General features: G+C 29.8%; 14 protein-coding genes. 1 reads left to right on the forward strand and 13 read right to left on the reverse strand.

Annotation, left to right across the window (positions count from 1 at the left end; all coding sequences use genetic code 11):
* Positions 1 to 22 precede the first annotated feature (22 nt).
* The gene (locus tag ACMFBB_RS03620; protein ID WP_435263099.1) at positions 23 to 5710 is read right to left on the reverse strand and encodes an endonuclease; all 5688 of its coding nucleotides are present in this window, start codon (positions 5708 to 5710) and stop codon (positions 23 to 25) included.
* A 366-nt stretch (positions 5711 to 6076) separates the two neighbouring features.
* Between ACMFBB_RS03620 and ACMFBB_RS03625 the strand changes: the two genes are divergently transcribed.
* Positions 6077 to 6949, forward strand: a complete 873-nt coding sequence (locus ACMFBB_RS03625) for a metalloprotease (RefSeq protein WP_435263100.1) — start codon at positions 6077 to 6079, stop codon at positions 6947 to 6949.
* Positions 6950 to 7044: 95 nt separating this feature from the next.
* On the opposite strand, the gene ACMFBB_RS03630 is transcribed toward ACMFBB_RS03625, so the two are convergent.
* The 12 genes from ACMFBB_RS03630 to ACMFBB_RS03685 form a co-directional block, all read right to left on the reverse strand.
* Positions 7045 to 9006, reverse strand: coding sequence for an LruC domain-containing protein (locus ACMFBB_RS03630; protein ID WP_435263101.1), 1962 nt, complete (start codon positions 9004 to 9006; stop codon positions 7045 to 7047).
* 381 nt (positions 9007 to 9387) lie between these two features.
* Positions 9388 to 10539: a glycosyltransferase family 4 protein gene (locus ACMFBB_RS03635; protein ID WP_435263102.1), complete on the reverse strand. Its 1152-nt coding sequence runs from the start codon at positions 10537 to 10539 to the stop codon at positions 9388 to 9390.
* An 85-nt stretch (positions 10540 to 10624) separates the two neighbouring features.
* A complete protein-coding gene (locus tag ACMFBB_RS03640; protein WP_435263103.1) occupies positions 10625 to 11806 on the reverse strand; it encodes a glycosyltransferase family 2 protein in 1182 nt (393 codons plus the stop codon).
* Positions 11803 to 12432 (reverse strand): acyltransferase, encoded by a 630-nt coding sequence (locus tag ACMFBB_RS03645; protein ID WP_435263104.1) that lies wholly within the window; start codon positions 12430 to 12432, stop codon positions 11803 to 11805. Before ACMFBB_RS03645 ends, ACMFBB_RS03640 begins: the two co-directional genes overlap by 4 nt.
* Before the next feature lie 4 nt (positions 12433 to 12436).
* The gene (locus ACMFBB_RS03650) at positions 12437 to 13624 is read right to left on the reverse strand and encodes a hypothetical protein (RefSeq protein WP_435263105.1); all 1188 of its coding nucleotides are present in this window, start codon (positions 13622 to 13624) and stop codon (positions 12437 to 12439) included.
* 20 nt (positions 13625 to 13644) lie between these two features.
* Entirely contained in the window at positions 13645 to 14757 is a 1113-nt protein-coding gene (locus ACMFBB_RS03655) for a glycosyltransferase family 4 protein (protein WP_435263106.1), read from the reverse strand.
* A gap of 3 nt (positions 14758 to 14760) precedes the next feature.
* Positions 14761 to 15525: a class I SAM-dependent methyltransferase gene (locus ACMFBB_RS03660; RefSeq protein WP_435263107.1), complete on the reverse strand. Its 765-nt coding sequence runs from the start codon at positions 15523 to 15525 to the stop codon at positions 14761 to 14763.
* Positions 15526 to 15529: 4 nt separating this feature from the next.
* On the reverse strand, positions 15530 to 16726 hold the full coding sequence (locus tag ACMFBB_RS03665; RefSeq protein WP_435263108.1) for a glycosyltransferase: 1197 nt from the start codon (positions 16724 to 16726) through the stop codon (positions 15530 to 15532).
* Between the two features lie 10 nt (positions 16727 to 16736).
* Positions 16737 to 17675, reverse strand: a complete 939-nt coding sequence (locus tag ACMFBB_RS03670; protein ID WP_435263109.1) for a phosphoribosyltransferase family protein — start codon at positions 17673 to 17675, stop codon at positions 16737 to 16739.
* A complete protein-coding gene (locus tag ACMFBB_RS03675; protein ID WP_435263110.1) occupies positions 17656 to 19149 on the reverse strand; it encodes an O-antigen ligase family protein in 1494 nt (497 codons plus the stop codon). The genes ACMFBB_RS03670 and ACMFBB_RS03675 overlap by 20 nt, the downstream gene beginning before the upstream one ends.
* 5 nt (positions 19150 to 19154) lie before the next feature.
* Positions 19155 to 20516 carry a lipopolysaccharide biosynthesis protein gene (locus ACMFBB_RS03680; RefSeq protein ID WP_435263111.1) on the reverse strand — a complete coding sequence of 454 codons (1362 nt, stop codon included), beginning with the start codon at positions 20514 to 20516 and terminating at the stop codon, positions 19155 to 19157.
* Positions 20517 to 20531: 15 nt separating this feature from the next.
* Positions 20532 to 21434, reverse strand: a complete 903-nt coding sequence (locus ACMFBB_RS03685) for a hypothetical protein (protein ID WP_435263112.1) — start codon at positions 21432 to 21434, stop codon at positions 20532 to 20534.
* Between the last annotated feature and the right edge of the window lie 10 nt (positions 21435 to 21444).

The following is a 21444-nucleotide window of genomic DNA, read 5'->3' on the forward strand; positions in this document are numbered from 1 at the left end:
TTTGATTTTATTTATTAAGTGATTAACGTTTCATTATACATCTAACCTTCTTAACTTTTCCATCAACAATTACTTTTAAATAATAAAAGCCTCTTCTCAAATTAGATAATTGTAATTTATCTTTCGTTCTCCCTTCAGTAACAGAAATAGTTTTTTCAAATACTTTTCTACCTCTAAAACTATAAATAGCTATGGTAGCATCTGTATCAGCTGTACTATTAAACTGAACATTTAAATTATTTCTAAAAGGATTTGGATACACATTTAACCTTGTAATACGAACTGGTTGAACAGTAGTACCATCACAGTCACCCAAAGTACTTCCTCTTTTTAAGTAATACTTTACTGCCCAAGCTGGAACACAAATTGTACGTCTTCCTTTAAAACAAAGCTTAACACCATTATAACAACCTAACTTACTACAAGTAACATCTTCAACATTCACTACTGTTTCTGATGTTATTGAACACCCTCTTGCATCGGTAATAGTTACTGAATATGTTGTCGTTTCAGAAGGACAAACATTTATAGTTTCTGTTGTTTCTCCAGTACTCCATTCGTAACTATAAGGAGCTTCTCCTCCTTGTACCTCAAGTACACCTATAGACGTACATGATTTTGGGGCATACCCTAAATAAACTTTTGCTTCTTTTGTTAATACAGCTGTTATTGGTGTTCCTTCAGTAATTGTAAAATCTATTGCTATTGAGTTATTTAATGCATCCGTTACTACCACATTATAGGTACCCGCAACCAATCCTGTTAAGCTATTTTCAGTAATGCTAGTGCCATCGTTTAATGCATATGTATATGGCGTATATCCTCCTGAAACATTTATTACAGCAGCTCCATCAGCAGTACCATTACATGTTACATCTGAAGTTGTTACGCTATCTAAGGTAAGTGCTTTTAATTGTAATTGTACAGAAACAGGGAAGTGATCAGAAGATGTTTTTGTATAATCGCTATCATAAAACTCATAATGTACACGAGCAGAAGCATTAATATACTCATCAAATAATTCATTTGAAAGAGTAATATGATCTATCATATTTTCTCTAAATGCATATGATCTATATCCTTGAGCACTTAATGTTGATGATACTACATTATAATTTGTAGAATCACTTACATAAGCTTGATATGTTGAAGCAGTACTTGAAACTCCATCAGCAACAGTAACATCTACATCATCATTATAATCTCCTAATACAATTAAATTTTTGTCTGCGTATTGAGCATCTAAAGAATCTTTTAATACTTCAACATCAAATTTACGCATGTCATATCGTTGCTGAGCACCAGTTCCTCTATTGGCTCTAGCATGTAAGTTAACAACATTAACTTGTTGTGTACTTCCATTTATGGTAACATTTGCTGTAAGCATAAATGGTAAACGACCACTTGCATAAAAACGAGTTTTATCTGACTCAGGGTAGGCTGATAATGCAGAATCATCTCCTCCATTATAATAAGGGTGAATTGACTTTAATAACACTTTGGTATCAACCACTTCAACAGTTTGTGTATTATAAATAAAACCTATTTGCTGTTTTGTTCCTGAAGTATCATTTGGATACGATGTTGCATCAGATAAAATAAAGCTATACCCAGGTAATTCACTTACCATTTGAGTAAACAAGGCTGCATCTGCAATTTCTTGAACTGCATAAATATCAGCATTTAATCTCTTTATAACCGACTTTACACTATCTTTTTGAATTGCATCTGAATTTGCATTCCCAGCTGCTGGAGAATTTTTTTCATCTCCAAACCATTCAATATTCCATGTTACAACATCTAATGCCTTTTCTTTATCAACTTCTACTACTGTATCAGGAGTTGTATATTCACCAGCACATGAAAGATCTTCTCGAACTCTTGGTAATAATTGATATGTAGTAAAAAATCGTCCAACTACACCAACAATTTCAGAGCATGTTTCCGGTTGCCCCAAACCTACTAACGACGTAACATCATTGTCAATACGTAATTGTCCTGCCCCGCTTGTATCTGTTAGTGTATAATTAGAGTTTCCAAAAAGCATTCCTCCTGGAGTTGGAAAAGTAGGATTGATAACACGAACTAATTCAGCTGGATGATCAGCTAATTGATTTAAAGTAACCGTTACTGGTACTATTGGATTGTTTGGTAAACCATTATTAGTTGCCTCTGTTACTGGATTAATTTGAATTTGATCATTGAATACACTTCGGGTTCCTGTTACAGTAATTGAATCTCCAATTGCAAAATTACCATTACCATGAACTAACTCATCAAAAATAGCAATACCTCCAGTATTGTCTTGAATGTATGCAGAACCTCTAAACTGGTCAGACACTGTTAAAACTCCACTTATAGTTACTAAATCTCCAACTGCTTTAGTACGAGCAGTTGCTATTGAAATTGGTTCTGGAGCTGGTATCACTGCTCCGTTTTCTGCTCCTGGAGTTGGGGTTGCTTGTGTATAAGAACTTGTATTTCTTGCTCCTCCGTCTCCGTTTGGAATTCTTTGCGAAGAATGACCATCTTTATCACCTAACTGACCTTCATTAATTTGAGCCTGTCCAGTATTTAGTAGTACTAAAAGTTCTGCATCATCTGAATCATTAGTATCATATACTAAAGCATCAACTAAATCTGTTGTAGTTACTGATGTTCCGTTTGCAAATGAAGTTGCATTTCCTCTATATAAAGCTACTGCATCTGCTCCATTTTGTAATCCATTACTTGGAAGAATCATATTCACATTAGCTACTGCAGTGTTTCCTAATACAAAATATCCTTCAGCATTTGTTGTTTGACCAGCTAAATCATAAGCACCATAGCTTAAATTATTTGATCCATTATACATTACAATTACAAAACCATCTAATGAAGTATTTCCTTTTCCTCCATCAAATAGCTCAACAAACTCTAGAGTATCTGATCCAGCTGTATCTGCATCTACTTCATTAATTACTAAATTAACTTGTTCAGTTGCATTTGTATTTGCAGCTCCTGGTGTAGGAAGTGCTTGTGTATAAGTTGATGAATTTCTTACTCCTCCAGATCCATTGGTATAACGCTGTAAAGAATGTGCATTTTTATTTCCTTTAGCATCTTCATTTATTTGTGCTTGACCACTATTCATTAACACTGCTAATTCAGCATCGTCAGAATCATTTGTATCATACACTAGAGCATCTATAATATTAGTTGTAGTAATAGATGATCCATTAGGAAAATCTGATGCATTTCCTGAATATAAAGCCACTCCATCTGCTCCATTTTGTAATCCGTTACTTGGAAAAGTAATTGAAGATACATTAGGTACTGCTTCATTTCCTATTACAAAATATCCATTGGCATTAGTTGTTTGACCATCTAAATCATAGGCTGCATAACTAGTGTTATTTGATCCATTATAGAATACTAATACCAATCCATCTAATGAAGTATTTCCAGCTCCACCATCATATAACTCAACAAACTCTTGCACATCTGTACCTTCAGTATCAGCATCTATTTCATTAATTAAAACTGTAGGTGCAACTACTACTTCACCATTTTGCTCACCTGGAGTAGGTGCTAATTGAGCATAGGTAGATGTATTTCTTGTACCTCCTTGTCCATTAGGAATACGTTGAGAAGAATGACCATCTTTATTTCCTGCTCCGCCTTCATTAATTTGAGCTTCCCCAGCATTTAACAATACTAACAATTCAGCATCATCAGAATCATTTGTATCATAAACAAAAGCATCTACTAAATTATCAGTTACAATGGCAGAGCTATTAGGAAAATCTGAAGCGTCTCCTGTATACAAAGCTACTGCATCAGCTCCATTTTGTAAACCATTGCTAGCAAAAGTTATTGATGAAACATTAGGAACTCCAACATTTCCTATTACAAAATACCCATTAGCATTTGTTGTTTGTCCATCTAAATCATAGGCCGCATAACTAGTGTTATTTGATCCATTATAAAATACCAATACTAATCCATCTAATGAAGTATTTCCTGCTCCACCATCATATAATTCAACAAATTCCTGAGTATCAGTTCCAGCAGTATCAGCATCAACTTCATTAATTATAATTGAAGGAGTCGTTGCAATAGCTTTACCTGTAAGTTGCACATCATCAATTCCTGCATAATCACTTCCACCATTTTGTTTAACAGCAATGGTTACCGAAACAGTTTTTAATGTATTAGGAACTGTTTTTGAAACAGTAACCCAACCACCTGTACTAAAAGGACTAGCATCTGTTACTGTAACAACTCCTTGAGAAGTGCTATCATGGAAAATCTCATAACTCAATGTATCTCCATTTGCTACATCATAACCTACTATATTTAATTTAAAAGATAAAATAACATCTTCATATGATTCAACATTTACAGGATTAAAAGTAAGCGTACCACCATCAGCAGTACCACAATTACCATTAAGATCTCTTACTCCGAAAAAATTAGTTCCAGTACCAGCTTGGTTAATAGAACCAACACTAGAAACTACATCCCAAACATCATTACCTCCATCATTACATACTACTGGTGAAACTGAATAATTCCAGGTGTCAGTAGCACTGGTCTCGTATCCTTGAAAAGCAATAACTCCATCTGCTGAACCAGGATTTGTTGTATCATCTAATGTAGTTATATTAATAGTATTACTATTTACTGACGTATTACTTGCTGCATCAATAGCCTTTACAGTAAACGTATAAGAAGTACTTGCTGTTAAACCAATTACATTATATGTGGTTCCTGTTACAGAAGCTATTTGTGTGGCTCCATTAAAAATTTGGTACGCTAATACACCTACGTTATCAGTAGAAGCATTCCATGAGAGACTTGTTCCTGTTGAAGTTGTACTTGTTGCTAAAAGATTTGTTGGTGCAGTTGGTGCTTCAGTATCAGTAGTTCCTGAATTGAAACGATCAGCTGCTTGAGGTTCACCCCAAATAGAAGTAGCAAAAGCAGGATTATCAATAAAAGGATTTCTATTTCCTTGTATTCCCTCTAATAAAGTATTTCTATTTATTTCATATTGAGATACTGGATCTTGTGCATTCCATTCTAAAAAAATATCCATCATATCTGGATGGTAATTTTTTGTTCCGGTACCTACTGCTGTAGCTAAACATTGATTTCCATAGCGTACATACATATACATCATCATACGAGCTACATCACCTTTCCATTCATCTCCAGGATACCAGCTTCCGTTTACACTTCCTGCAATTCCAGAACCACTTCCAAAACGAAGGTTTCCTCTGTTTGAATTCATTCTAACATCGCTTGAACGAACATGATGTGCGTCAGACCCTGGTTCAGTACTTCCTAAATTTGGGTTACCTAAAGATCTTGGATATGTATGCTCTCTGTTCCAATCACCCTGATTACCACCATTCATGGTTTTAGAGCGAGTTCGATCAGTTGTTGAATTATTATCACTATCATTATAACCATATATCAACAAAACATTATTACTATTAGTTGGATCTAAATCTGTTTGTCGTAAAGCATCCCAAACTCCAGGGGTATAGCTGAGATTAGTTGTTTGTGTATTAGTTATTAAAACTGCTAAGTCAGTTTTTAGTGCATCACCTGTTTTATTCAGGTCAAATCCATTATAATAAGTTGGTATCTGTGAAAATGACAAACAACTCATTAGTAAAAAAACAGGCAACAAAAATTGCCTACGAAGGATATTTTTTTTCATGAAAAAAATTGTGTTTAAATTAATCGGCGCAAAGATAGTGTAACCAATACATTAATTGTTAACACAATATTAATTGTTAAAAGACTATTTATTTTAATTAAACATTTAATGAATTTATCTTCCCAAAAAAAATTAATAATAGACAAATCATAAAATATTATTTTAATAAATCAACTAAAAATAGTGTTGAACTATTTTTTGATAAAACGAGAATTATTGGGATGTAAAAACAACAAAAACACCTTATTTGTTAAAATTCTACACTTTTAATTATTTTTTTGCTAATTTTTTGTATCAAGTCGTTTTAAACTATATATTTGGCGACGAATTAATCAATCGCACAAACCTTTCTAAACCTTCTAAACAATGAAACAAATTTTAAGATTGATGACGCTGGCTGTTTTGGTCTCGTTACAAAGTTGTGACAACAATGAAATAGACAAAAACACAGGGATTGATCCAAATTCTCCAGAAATTGGACTTTTACCTAGTCATTTAAACAACACCGGTACGGCACATGATTGTGCTACAGTATCACAATTTGGACCAAATTCTTACTGGTCAAATACTATTGTAAATAGTACAGAAACAAACTTTTTAAGACAACAAAATAATAGTGCATCTAACCTTTTTGGATTAAATAATGTACCTCTTTATTTTGCCGCTGGTAGCGGAACTTTTAATGCTCTTTCTTATGGACCTCCAGCAAATTATATTATTTGGGGGGAACAAATGTTAAGCGGAGCTTTGAACTACGGTAGAGTTGCCGTTGGATATATTGCAGCTCATGAAGTAGCTCATCAAGTACAATTTAGGCAAGGATATCCTTCAGTGAGAGGAGCTTCTAACACAGAACTAGAAGCAGATGGATTTGCTGGATATTACTTAAGAAAAAGATATACTACTAACTGGACTGAAGTTGACCCAGCTTATAGATTTGCACAATCAATTGCAGGAGCTAGTGGGTCATCTCATGGTAGTGCGCCACAAAGACGTTCTGCTTTAAGGTTAGGATGGCTATTAGGCCAGTATAACTTATCAAATAGTAATCTTGATTATTATTTCTTCTATTATTATAATAGTTATGTTCTTCCTGGTAACGGAAAATCAAACATTGAAAAGCCAAAAGATATTGACAATAATGTACATACATACATGTTATCAAAAATGGCTGAGTTAAAAGATATCAATTCAGGTAAAATTTCTGGAGATGAATTTGCTAACTTAAGTAACAACTAATATATATTAAATAGCGATTGATTATTTAAAAGAGAGGCTCTAATCAGGCCTCTCTTGTTTTACAATTTAGTATTTACAATATAGAATACTAAAAATTAATCGTTAAGATGTTCACTATTTCTATTACCTGGACTATCGGTATACCAATCTTCTTTTTGGCTACCTCCTGTTGTAGCCCAAGTGTTGAAATAATTATAGGCATTGGTAATATTTACTGTTTCTTTAGGCACCTTAAAATCATGTGATATACTTATGGCCCAAGGATACCCACTGTTAGCTATAAAATCACTTTCTTCGTTACTCCCCAAATTAGTTTTACTATTGTAGGGTAAATGTATTTCCTTCTCTCTATTTTCGTTAACTATAATAAAAGGATTAAAAGGAGCTGTACCTAAAACATTAGTATCTAATGGCTCTGTAAAAACCACTGTAATGGTCAAATCATCTGTCATTTTATGAGCATTATCCGCTATAATGATTACCGCTTTGTCTTGATTTGCTTCCGTACCATTAGAATTAAATGTCAAGTAATTTTCAAATATTTGAGTATTTGATACGCTTTGAATTTGAGAATAAATTAAATTATCAAACTGAATTCCAATCCCGTTAACATTTCCTGATCTGTGAGACTTTGCTGTACAAATCAAATCAAGCTTAACTGCCAAATTTTGACTATTAATATACACTATAGCTCTGTAATTTAATGCAACATCATTAAAATCGTAATCTCCACTTGAAGGCCATAAATCTTCAAATGCAACAGTTCCTGTTCCATATTTACTTGGAGTATATGTTTTGAATGCAATAGCTGGATCATTCGGTGCACAATCATCATTATCCAATACTGTATCTCCATCAGAATCTACATCTACATAATCATTGTCAACAGTTGTTAACGTAGCCAAATCATTAATAGTCCTACCAAAGTCAGTTCCATTATCAGCACTCACACCGTATCTATATTCCCAACCTCCAGTAATTATATCCATAATAATAAGGTCAGAACTAGTTGCGCTATTTGATAACCAAAGCTCATCATTTGAATCAAAAGTCATTGAAGTGGGTAAAAAAGGTAAATTATCTGCACTAATTCTTGTACTTTGGTAATCACCACTTCCGTTTAATTCTAGCTTATAAAGACCTGAGAAAGTACAAATATACAAATCACCATTTTCGGCAAAATCCAAATCACCTCCGCTTGTACTATCCAATCCAATAATATCCCATCTATCAAGTTCATTTCCTGTAGAAGGATCAAATTTGTATAATGTAGAACCTTTTGAAAAGTATAAAAAACCATCGCTAGAATTAAATCCTAATCGAGGACCGCCTATTCCTAAATCAGTAACCGTTTCCCAAGAATCAGTATCAATAGTATATTTCATTAAAGGATATGGACTCGATTTTCCAATAGAATATAGTATCTTATTGGTTGGATCAATAGTACAAGTCCAACTACCCATCGGCATTGACGATAACAAAGTTTGATTACCATTTAATGGATCAATTGTAAATAATTCTCCACTTCCATTAACACAGTATAGAGCATCGGTGGTAAGAGCTTTTGATTGTGCTTTTATATTTATACCATTCTTGGCTCCTGTGTGGTTGTATGAAGCAACACCATTTTCTATTGAAATGATTTGCGAAGAATAAAAATACCCTTCTTTTCTTTTTACATATAATTTCTTTATATAATTAGGAATATTTACAAAAAATTCACTTTTTCCGTTATACGGTACTACACTATATACAGCATTTTGAAGAATATTGTTTGTAAAAACCTCTTCACTCACGGTTTCTCCTGCTTCATTCTCAAAAGTCTGAATCCCTTTTGACTTTAATTCTTCGCTGTAATAAAAAACGTCATACCTTGCCCCTTTGATTTGATCAGTAATTTTAATTTTGACATTTCTATGTGTACTGAAATCAAAACCACTAGGAATATCTAACAGAACCTCTGATGTGAGGTTATCATCTTCTTTTAAATCTTTTAATTCTGGAAAACAACCAACAAGTATGAATACCAGAAGTATGTATCTTAATTTGAATTTCATGATGGTAATTTTTTCTAAATTTATAAAATAACTAAAAAGAAAAATAAACAACTCTTTTAATGTATCTTTTGAAAAGATAAATAACTCTTTTTTATAGATGAATTGTTAAGGCAATCAATACTAATTTAAAATAAAACCTTAATAAACAACAAACTAAAAATACAGCCCTACTTAAAAAACTCAATTAACGCTCTAGTGCCCAATAAAATTAGGGGGACTTACCCAAACTTTAGTTTTGTATACATATACAGATAATTCATATTTATATTTGATAATATTTATGCAATAAATTGAACAATCAAAATATAAAATACTTAACAGGTGCTTCTATTACAGAAAATTATAAATCAATAAAAAATTTAAACCAAAGTTAGTTTATAGCTAAACTGATTTCCATATATTTTGATAGGTATTTAGAAATTGTTGGGCCATCTTTTCCCAAGAAAAATAAAAGCTTCTTTTTATCCCTTTTTTAATTAAGCTTTCTCGATAAGTAACATTATTATATATACTGCACATGGCGTTAGAAATATCTTCAAAATCATTAGGGTTTATTAGATGTGTAGAGTTTTCTGAAATTTCAGGCATTGAAGACGAGTTTGAGGTAATTACAGGGGTTCCACACATCATTGCTTCCAGTATAGGAATTCCAAAACCTTCTCTTTTTGAAGTATATAAAAAAGCAATACTTAATTTATAAAGAATACGCATTTCTAAATCAGAAACATAATCTATTAAAACAATGTTTTCGATAAGTTTATCATTATTTGTTTTCTTAAGTAAGTATTTAATCTCTGACATTTTGTGATGAAGCAAAACAATTTTAATATTCTGATTATTTTTCTCCATAAATAAAGCAAAAGCTTTTAAGGTATTTTTTATATTTTTTCGATAATCATTACCTCCAGTGAATAAAAAAAATAAATCTGGTAGTCTGTATTTTTTCTTAGTCCTATTAAATGATTCTTCATCATCTTTTTGAGAAAAAAAATGATTAACTCCATTATGTATTACTTTTATTTTTAAAGGATTAATTTTAGGAAAAAATTGCACTATTTGTTTTTTCTCAAAATTAGAAACAGTAGTAATTAAACTGCATTTATTAATAATTAAATGAGTAATTATTTTTCTATAAATGTTCCCAAGCTTATTGTAATAATTTCCAAATCGAAATAAAATACTCATCATATTTCTTTCAAGAAAAATAATATCATGTAGTGTTAATAAAATTGGAATATCACAAAAAAAAGGAGCGGTTCCGCTAGTACAATGGAGAATATCACACTTATACTTTTTTACAGCTTTAGGAAGGAGAATTTGTTCCCAAATTGGATAACTAATACTTGGAAGTATAACTATTTTAAAATTTGAAGTTTCGGAAATAGCAATGAAATCTGGACCTGAATTTACAAATACAAAATATTGATTTTCCTTATCTATTGATTGAAGACTTTTTATCAAAGCAATACCAACTCTATCAATTCCAAATTTTTTCTTTCTAAATATTCTTTGTGCTTCTATTCCAATTATCATATCAAAATTTAAAATCTAACCTATAATTTATTTAATAAATAACAAAAATCGATTAACTAATACTTATTCTTCCTCAAGCAGAATATCAACAATCACGATTAACCTTTTCCCAAACAGCAAATTGTTTATTTCTGACATAATTAATAATACCAATTATCGCTGATAAGTTCATAATAAAAAAATAAAATGGAATATAAATAAATCGTATTTTAATTTTTTTACGCCTAAATAAATAGCCCACAAAAATTAACACATAAAATAAAATTAGCATCACTAAACTATAATGAATAAAAGTATCGTTAGGTTTATTATTGTACAAGAAAAAGTTAATTGGTAGTAATAGAAAAAAAAGAATTGGTGTAAGTGTCCACCTTAAAACACGATGAGATATAAATTGAAATGAAAGTGTTTTGTATTTAAAAATATTTAACAACTCTTTTAACTTAACAACCGATTGAATTCCACCAGTACAAATTCTAACTTTACGTTTAAACTCATCATTTACTGTTGCTGAAGCATTTTCAGTGGCATATGCATTATTATCATAGGCAATTTTGTATCCTTTCATTGCAATTCTAAGTGAAATAATAAAATCATCCAATATAATATTACTTTCTACATACTCATAAAGTTCTGTTCGTATTGCAAATAACTCACCAGCAGCTCCTACCACAGAATACAGTTCACCATCAAGCTTTTTTAAAAATGATTCATATCTCCAGTAAAATCCTTCCCCTGACCCCGATGCTTTATCTGTTTTTTTTGATTTAATTCTTTTTTCTCCAGACACACATCCTATTTTGGTATCTTTAAATTTAGAAGTAATAATTCGTATTGAATCAAAATTTAACATAGCATTGGCATCTGTAAATATTGTTATGCCCGTGTTAACAAATGGCATAACCCTATTCATTGCATTGATTTTACCTCTTCGTTCTGGTTGATGAAATACTTTTATTGAACTATATTTTTGCAATATTTTTTCACTACCGTCATCTGAACCATCTGTTACCCAGTATATTTTTAATTTATCTTGAGGGTAGTTTAAATTCATGGTATTAGTCATTTTACTAACTATATAATCTTTTTCATTGTATGCAGGAATAACTATTGTAACTTCTGGCAAAAAATCAATATTATCATCAATTTTTGCTGGAATAATTATTTTTTTTACGCTAACAAGTGTGTATAAAATAATTCCATAGCCTACATATGTGTAGAAGATTATTAACAGAGAGACATAAAAAATCGATTCAATTATATTCATATATGCTTAACTTTATCCCATACTTTAGTATCAGGATTATATTGTTTTATTAATTTAGCTGGATTCCCTGCTACAATTGAAAAAGGAGGCACATCTTTAACCACAACGCTTCCAGCAGCAACTACAGAATTTTCACCAACAGTAACACCAGCAACAATAACAGAATTAGCTCCTATCCAAACATTGTTTTTTATATGAATTGGATTTGTGTATACCCCTTGAGCGTGAATTGGGAGAGACACATCTCTATATTCATGATTAAGACCGGAAACAACAATATTTTGTGCAAATCTTATATCGTTTCCTATAGTAACAGGACCAATTATAGTATTTGACAATCCAATTCTTGTTCTATCACCAATAAATACATCACCCACACCATTATTAATAGCGGAAAAATCCTCAATAGTTGTCTCAGTTCCGATATCAAACTTATTCCAGGGAACAACATCTAATCGTGACGGTTTCCTTATACATGAGTTTTTACCTCTTTTGTGAACAAAAGGGTTGACAAAAAGTCTAACCCACATTCTTGGCCTAGCTTGATTTTTAATTAAAATTAAACGGTGAAGTCTGCGTTTTAAAACAGGATTGCTTTTAATTTTATTTTTAATTTTAAGTATCATACATCTATTTTTTTAACAGGTTACACAATATTTGATCAAATTTTTCTGCTCTATTTTCCCAAGAATTGTTTTTTGCAAAATCAAATCTTTTATTAATTTTTAAAGTGCTATCATTTTCAATTTCTTCTTTGATTTTTTTGAGAAAATCTTGTTTATTATCTACTACATTAACAACTTCTCTTAATTCTTTTAATGGGGCAAAATTTGTCATAATTACAGGCAAACCAACTACAAGAAATTCATTTACTTTTAAGGGATATATTCCTTTATTTATCTCTAAATAATTATACGGTATAATACCAGCATCGTAAGTAGATAGTATTTGAGGAACTTCAATAGGTTTTACAGCAGGTAAAAAACATACATTTTTATATTTAATTAAATTCTCAATGATTTCATTTCTTAACACCGAACCTGTAAACTCAAATTGTATTTCAGGTAAATTTCCTATTACATATTCCATCAGCTCAATGTCAAACCTATAATCTAAGCTACCTATATATCCTACTTTTTTTATTTTTCTATTTTTATATGGCTTTGCTTTTTTTGATTCAGAAAACATATTTAAATCCACACCATTTTGAACTAAATAACTATTTTTATTACGATTTAAATTTTGTTTTTGTAAAAAATCAGACGAGGAAATAATACCGTGTACTTTAGAGCAATATACTTTTTCTAACTCAATAGTCATCCAATGATTCCTATCATTATCCATACCGTCATAACAATAATAAACATCAAGTGCTTGCTTAAATTTATTTATTGCATATAGTCCATTTACGGGATTGTATGCAGAAATTATTATAGGACTATTTAACTCATAAGATTTGCAAATATTTTTTAACTGTTTATTGTATATCCATGTATTAATTGAATTAAAAGCCTTGTAAAGTCTTTTGTTTTTTATAAAGTTTATTGGAATCATTGGAGGCATAATTGTATGATTTATAAAACTATTATACTTCGTTTCAATCTTTATTGTTCTCTTCTTTATCCCAAGCATTCTTAATATGGGTGCATTTATTTTACCAAGTAATGCATAAAATATATCTTTTATTGTTCTTGGATATTCAATAAAAAAAACATTATACTTTTGTCCTAAAATAGATAAGAGCTGAACAGTAGATTTTGTATACTCACCCTCCCAAGTTGTATATGAAATACATATGATGTCTTTTAATTTTGTCATGGCTATATGATGTTTTTTATTTAAATATTATGATATATTCTTTCTAGTTTTTTTATCATTCTTTCAATAGAATAGTTTTCTTCAACTGTTCTTCTTGCGTTTGTAGCTATTTTTTTTCTTAATGTATTATCATGATGCAGCTTTAAAATATTCTCAGAAAGTACTAAAGGATCTTTTACTGGAGTTGTTAATCCATTTACATCAGGTTGTATAACTTCTTTTGTTCCATTTACAATTGAAGCAATGCAAGCTTTCTCCATGCTCATCGCTTCTAATAATCCAATTGGAAGTCCTTCCCATAATGAAGGCAAACAATAGATATCTGACCAATAAAGGTATGAAGGAATGTCTTTTCTAAACCCTAGAAAAAACACACTATTTTCTAACTCTAAATCTTTAACTAGTGTTTCACAAGCACTTCTTAATTCACCATCTCCAATAACCAATAAAACGATATCTGACGTACTCTTTTTAAGATAATTAAAGCTTTTAATCATTGTAAATGGATCCTTTTGATGTGTTAACCTTGAAATATAACTTACAATGGTTATTTTAGTATCAATCCCTAATGGCTCTAAAATATTTTTGTAGTTCTTTTTAGGGTTAAATTTTATGAGGTCAATACCGTTTTCAATGACAATTGAATTTTGTAAAGAGAATAAACTCAGTCCTTCTTCTTGGTTTGATTTAGATACACAAATTGTTACCTTAGAACTACTTGTTAAAAAACGTTCTAACAATACTTTAAAATTATACTTTAAAATATTTTCTCCTTTATGAAAAGACCAACCATGAACCGTATAAATTATTGGAATTGATAATTTTTTAGCAATCCAAAAAGTATTTGACATTGCTCTGGTTCCATGCGCATGGATTAGATCTATTTTTAATGTACTTATTAATTTTTTAACCTTACCCCATATTGTTATATCAAAAGGTTTTACAGTTTTTACAACAAAAACAGGAATATTATTTTTTTCTAATTGATTAACCATTTCACCATGCGTAAAACTTAATACAAACACATTAAACTTGGTATCGTCAAGGTGCTTTACTATTTGAAGAACATGAGTTTCACCACCTCCAATTTTCCCCTGTCTTATTGTTAATAATATATTTTTTTTAATGCTCATATTTTATTTTAAATGTTTCCAAGACGTCATAAAACCACTTGCAAAAGGAATAGGTAACTTATCAGCAACCCAACAATCAAATTTTTGAAGGTAAATACTTCTTCTAAACAAAATAGAAAGAGGAAATACTCCCTCAATAAAGTTGGTAACTTTAAATTTTTTAATAACCAAATTTTCTTGACGAATCAAATGAGTTAGACTTTTCTTAGTAAAAAACTGAATATGTGTAAGATCATCGGCATCAGACTGTATAGTAGTCCCTTTAAATCCAAAAAACGACTTGATACTATTCAATAAATTAGTGTTCAAAATATTATTCGATGTAATATATTGTACTGGCTTCGTTATTAATAGTTCTCTAGGCCCATATCCATTAGGAACAGTAATAATAATTACTCCATTAGTAGAAAGCAGGTTTTTTAAAGCTTTCACAACTTTAGAAGGCTCTTGGAGATGCTCTAATACTTCACTACAAATTATGACATCAAATTTAGATTGATAATCAATATTCTCAACGGCAATATTTTTAAAACTAACATTTTTAAAATCGTTATTTTTGTTAGCCTTATTAATCGTTTTTTCAGATATATCAATACCTAAAACTTCATGTCCTTTTGAACCTAAATGCATTGAAATATTTCCATTTCCGCAACCGACATCCAAAATTTTAAGAGGAAAATTTTCAAATACATTTATATTTTCCTCGATAAACTTTAATCTTTTAATATCTTCTATTCGGGTGTAATTACTATTATTAATAAATGCCATAATTTTAATTAAATTTAGATGAATGAGGAGTATGAATAAATTTTTTGTACGCTTTTTTAAGAGACAACATTGAAATAATCATCGAGACAAAGGTTAGCGGCAAATAAAAAAGCGCATGCATAAATTTCTTATTGTAAAACTCTTTGGGTATTGAAATAGCAATTGCCAACATTGAACATAGAAAAATTAAATTCCACTCGATAGATATCCATCCCTCAATATTAGAAAAACCAAAGACAACATAAATCAAAGAAAACAGGAAAGAAACTCCTAATAAGATAATTCTCGGTGGGGCAATCATTTGATAAATTTTATCCATAAATGTTATATTATATTTCAGGAATACTTCATTTAAAATTTGAGGAGAATATTTCTTAAAAAATGTAACTTTTGAAGAAATCCACCTTCTCCGTTGATTTTTAAAGTTTGATATCTTTTGTGTTTTTTCATCGTACACCACAGCATCAACTAAATATTCAATCATAACTTTTTGTTTAATTAAAATAAGTTCTAATTCTTTATCAAATCCTGATATTGCATTTACATTAATTATTGTGTTTTTTAATAATGAATAGTCAAAAGCCATTCCTGAACCTATTAATGCTGATGACATCCCTAGAGATCGATGTCCTTGCCTAAAAATGTTATTATTTACTTCTTCACTAATAGCATCAAGTATTGCGTAAGGAGTATTTAAGTTTTTAGCTTTTCGATGTCCTTGCATAACTTTTAAGTCTTGATTAAATGCATTATTAATTTTATGTAAAAAAAGTGGTTCCATTATATTGTCAGCATCTAAAACTAATGCTATATCAAAAGGCTTTTCTATTAATTCAAAAGCTCTTCTTAAAGCCTTTGCTTTTGTGCTACTTTTAAAAGAAACATTAATTATTCTTACTGGCAATGCTTCTAACTTAATGAGAGTTTCATTTTTAAAAGAGTCAGCTATTACAATTATTTCAAACTTATCAAGCGGATACTTTTGAATAATCGCTGTCTTTACTGTATCTATAATGACAGAATCTTCTTTGTAACAAGGAATAAGCACAGCTATTTTACTTTTAATAATACTATCAGGATACGTTCTTTTTCTTCTTAAAATACCCGCAACTGCAAAACTTAACACATACAAACTTGAAAAACCAAAATAAATTAGCAAAATATATTCTGTATACTTAAAAATTAGTTTTAATATTTCCATAATTCAAATTTTATTTAAACGATACATTTATTTTATCTCTTAATTTAAGTGCTATTCTTCTTAAAAAAGGCATGTACTTTCCTCGTTTTATATTAAAAACTACGGATTCACTTTCATAAATCATTTTAAAATTCTCAGTACAAAAAACTGGTTTTTTACATATTTTATTTATAGCTAACGATTGCCTTAAACTACTCTCTATAAAAAGGTTATACTTACTTGACTTATAAATACTAGCTTTAAAACCAGCATGATTGTTTGCTTTTTGCCGAGCCTCTTTTGTAGGTAGATTTAGCATATGTAATTCTTGATATTTAATATTATTTTTTGAAAGCCACTCTTCTGTTTCTTTTCTATATTTCTCTAATCTAGAAGTAACTATACTACCAATCATTCTTCCTGGAGGATATAGAGGAGGTGTATTTTTAATAAATTCTAGATATTCTTTACCATCATCATTTTGATTTGATGTAGGGTCTGGACAAAGAACTCCATCAATATCAAAACATGTCTTTGCTAAATCAATATGATTAAAAATATTCCATTGAAAATATCGTGGAAAGGGTACTACTTCAAAAAAATAATCTACGTCATTCTTTTTCTCAGGAGAAGCATAAATAACACAAAACTTAATATTATAATTAACTTTTAATCTTTTTAGTTTTTCTCTACATTTTTGCATTGCTTTTCCTGACCCAATACTGTCGTCTACAATTAAAATGTTTTTAATTTCTTTTGGTACATTCTTTATTCTATACCCCGTATCATAAAGAGTACCGTTTATAAAAGAATCTATATCTACATATTGTAAATTCAGGTATAATGCGATTAAATTAGCTGGAAGCATTCCACTTCTTGGAATCCCTACTATTAAATCGATATCTCTTGGAATAATATCAATTTTTTTTAAAATGATATCATTTAAATTATTAATATCTCTGTAATACATTTTTATTTTTTTTAATTGATAAATATTTTTTTTCTATTTGAGGTGCTTTAACTATGAAAGCAATAGTTATATACATTATAATTCCTGTAGGCATTTGACTAAAAACACCGTTACCATAAGAAGCAACGAGTATACCCGCCATTCCACAAGTAATGGCCATTATTTTTATTCTAAAGTTTCTTTCTTTAAGTTTAAATAGTACATTATACATTCCCGTTATTAAAATAGAAAGTATCATAAAAGAATAATACACTAACCCAACAACTCCAGTATCTGACCAAATTGTTACATACCAACTATCAGTGGCTGTATTGGCTAAAAAAGTGTTTGGAGTAAATCGTTTACCCCAATTACCAGTGGCTCCTACCCCTCCACCAAAAGGCCTAGAAGCTAAGTATCCTACTAATTTTTTTTGATTATTTAAACGAACTTGTAATGAAGCATCATTACCATCAAATGCGGTTCTCATTCGTCTAATTTGATAATTACCTTGTCCAATGAAGGTATGAGCAAAAAATATATATGCTGCTATAGCAACAAAAAAACCTACAGCTAAAGTTGTTTTATTTTTGTTAAGAAGTAATAAAAGTAGTCCTCCCATTCCTGGAACTGAAATGGCACCTCTAGTTCCTGAAATGAACATACCGTACAATCCTAAAATAGAAACTGAAATATAAAATAGTTTAAGTACTATTTTATCTTTTACGTACAACGCAAGTATTCCAAATACAACAAAACTTAAGGCTTGAGAAGCTCCAAATTGACCAGCATCAGAATAAAACGAGAAAATCCTGAGTTTACCGAAAAGAACATGTGTCGTTGCCCCTCCACCATCTAACCATCGTTGTTCAAAAGGGTCAACTCCAATAAATAATTGAGTTATTCCTTTTAAACTACCTAAAATTGATAAGACACCCCATATTAAAATAAACTTATCAAGATCTTTTGGAGTGTTAAAAAGCATAAAAATTAATGGAATAGATAACCATTGATATAGAGCAATACCTCTCATTGCGTAAAACCAAGCCGCTCTACTAACTGTTTCAGGATTGATTAGTTGTAATAAAATGTATAACATCCATATGCTTATCAGAGTGGTTACAAACGATCTTGCTTTTTTCCATATAGAACGTTTATAAAAATTATTAAAAAAAACTGATAAATAAGTTATTACAAGAATAAAATCAATACTTAAACCCCAAGGAACTGATACATAACGAGTTAAACCTGTAACAAAAAAACTTGCAATTAACGAAATTATAATGCCAAATTTTGGGTTATGGAATATATAAATAATTAAAAAAGTTGAAATAATAAGTCCGGCATATAAAGCGACTCCAACAATTTGAAGTTTATATATAAAGAAAGTAAGTATTAAAGCTAACGCCAAATTAAGCAACAAGAAATCAACATTCGATGTTTTTTTTTGATTAAAAAACTCACTTTCTTTATATTTCATTTTTTCCAAGCTCATAAATATTACTTTTTTGTTAGTTTAAAATTCATTCTTGAAAAATTCAAATAGAAACGAACTCCACTCGCTAAAATTTCTTTAATATTTAAGTTTAGTTCCTTATTTAAAAAGTACCACCCTAAAAATGAACCTACAAAAGTGAAAACTATAGAGGTCAGAGCCACCATTTCAAGAGATTTAAAAACTAATACCGCAATAAGATCTCCTATTATATTAGTTGATAGCATTACAATAACCTTTAAGGAATTTACATTTGGTTTATTTAGTCCATCTAGGGTTATTCCAGTCATCCTATCGATTGGAAGAATTAATCCATAAACAGCTAAAATTTTTGTAATTAATAAAATATCCAAACCATCAGAATTAGCATTGAGGTAGGTATGCCCAGAAATAAGGATTACTAATTCTCTGTCAAAACAAATTATAAATCCAGCTATAACTATAAAAAACAATGAAATAGCTCCTGTATAAGTGTTGAAAATATTTTTAACCTTCAGTAAATCTCCTTTTAAATGAGCTTTAGATATTTTAGGAAAAGCTGTAGCTGCAAAACTTCTTAAAGGTATTTGCATCAATTCTGTTATTTTCATAGGAATGCTATAAACTGCAACTGCACTTGGTCCTAAAGCTCCTAATCCAATAATAAAAACATCAGAGTTTCTCAATAAATTAGTTCCTAGAAGAGTAAAAACACTATATTTTCCGAAATCTATTATTTTTTTTATTTCTTTAGAAGAGGCACTTTTAATAGAGGTAAAATGATCCCATTTAAGTATGATACATAGGAGTGATAAAAAAATTTGAATCAATAAAAACCAAAAAATGATTTCTTCTATACTTATTGAAAAATATAAAGTACCTAAAAGAATCACTAAAAAATAAAGACCATTATTAATTGAACGAATTAATAAAATTTTATCAAATTTTATATCTGCTTGAAAAATGGTTAACGCATTATTAAAAGGTATATTAGCTATTAAAATAAAAGGAGACCATGAAAAAAACAAATCAAAGGTTGAATTATCAATAGCTGATTTCATAAAGAAATAAATACCAAAAATTAAAAATGCAAATGCAAAAGATATTATTAAATTAATTTTAATAAACGAACCTATTATTTCTTTACGCCTATGGTTTTTTGCTCCGGCTAAAAAACATATCAAAGCATTATTCGTTAACCCAAACCTTACCATTTCAAGAATACTTCCTCCAGTAATAAAAATTATATACCTAGAAAAGTCAGACATGCTTAGTTCTCTTGCAAGAATACTAAAACCAGCTATTCCTATCAAAGCACTAATTATGTTATTTAGCAAACTATGAAAGTTGTCTTCTTTTAATATTTTTTTTATTAAAGTATTAATCATATGTATAACACTACATTAAATTTTATTTGACGAATTAAATTGAAGTCGGAATAAATTTTTTATTCTTTTTCTAAATAATGATTGATTCTTTTTTATTTCTCCTAATAAGTACTCAACTTCATTAAGTTCTGAACCATTAATTAGGAAAGAAAATTTATTTTTTTCATCATTTTTTAGGGATGATATTGCATTTTCATCGGCATTTCCCCAAACTCTATTCGATCTACATACTAATATTATAAGATCTGAACTTGACAGAAGATCTATAGAATAATTAAAGTTAATAAGATTAGGATGCTCAATAATTACATATTCTGGGGCTGATTTTTTTATAGTTTTATCTATAAATTCTTTATACTTATCAACTTCAAAACCATCCTCTTTTGACTCATAAGTCAAGTATTCATTATTTTCAAGATACGTACTTGGGTTTGCCAAAATAGGATTGTTGTAATCTGATCTAGGGTCTGAATAACCAAATACTTTATTTAAGATATACTTTTTCTTGTATTTAAATTGTAAATAATTTTTGCGATAATTAAAAACTACAACTGATTTTTGTTCTTTCTTGAGTTGTCTTGCAAGGTTTCCAGAAACTATGGTTTTACCTTCATGCTTTCTAGTACTTATTATTGATATTATTTTAGTTTTCGGTTTCTTTGAAACTCTAATATTTTGGTTTATTTCTCGAAAAATCAATTCAAATAACCGTTTATATACAGGTTTAATATCTACTTTACCATGAGTGATAAAAACTTTAGGTAAAATACCTATAAAAGGTAATTTCACAACTTTTAAAGTAGTTTGTATATTTTTTAGTGTATTATCAAAAAACTCAATCAGAAGAATACTTCCAATAACAATTATAATTCCAAAAATAAAAGCTCCTACAACAAGTAGTTTTCTGCTTGAAGGCATTGCCTTAATT

The sequence above is a fragment of the Tenacibaculum sp. nBUS_03 genome (assembly GCF_051201695.1).
GTDB lineage: Bacteria > Bacteroidota > Bacteroidia > Flavobacteriales > Flavobacteriaceae > Polaribacter.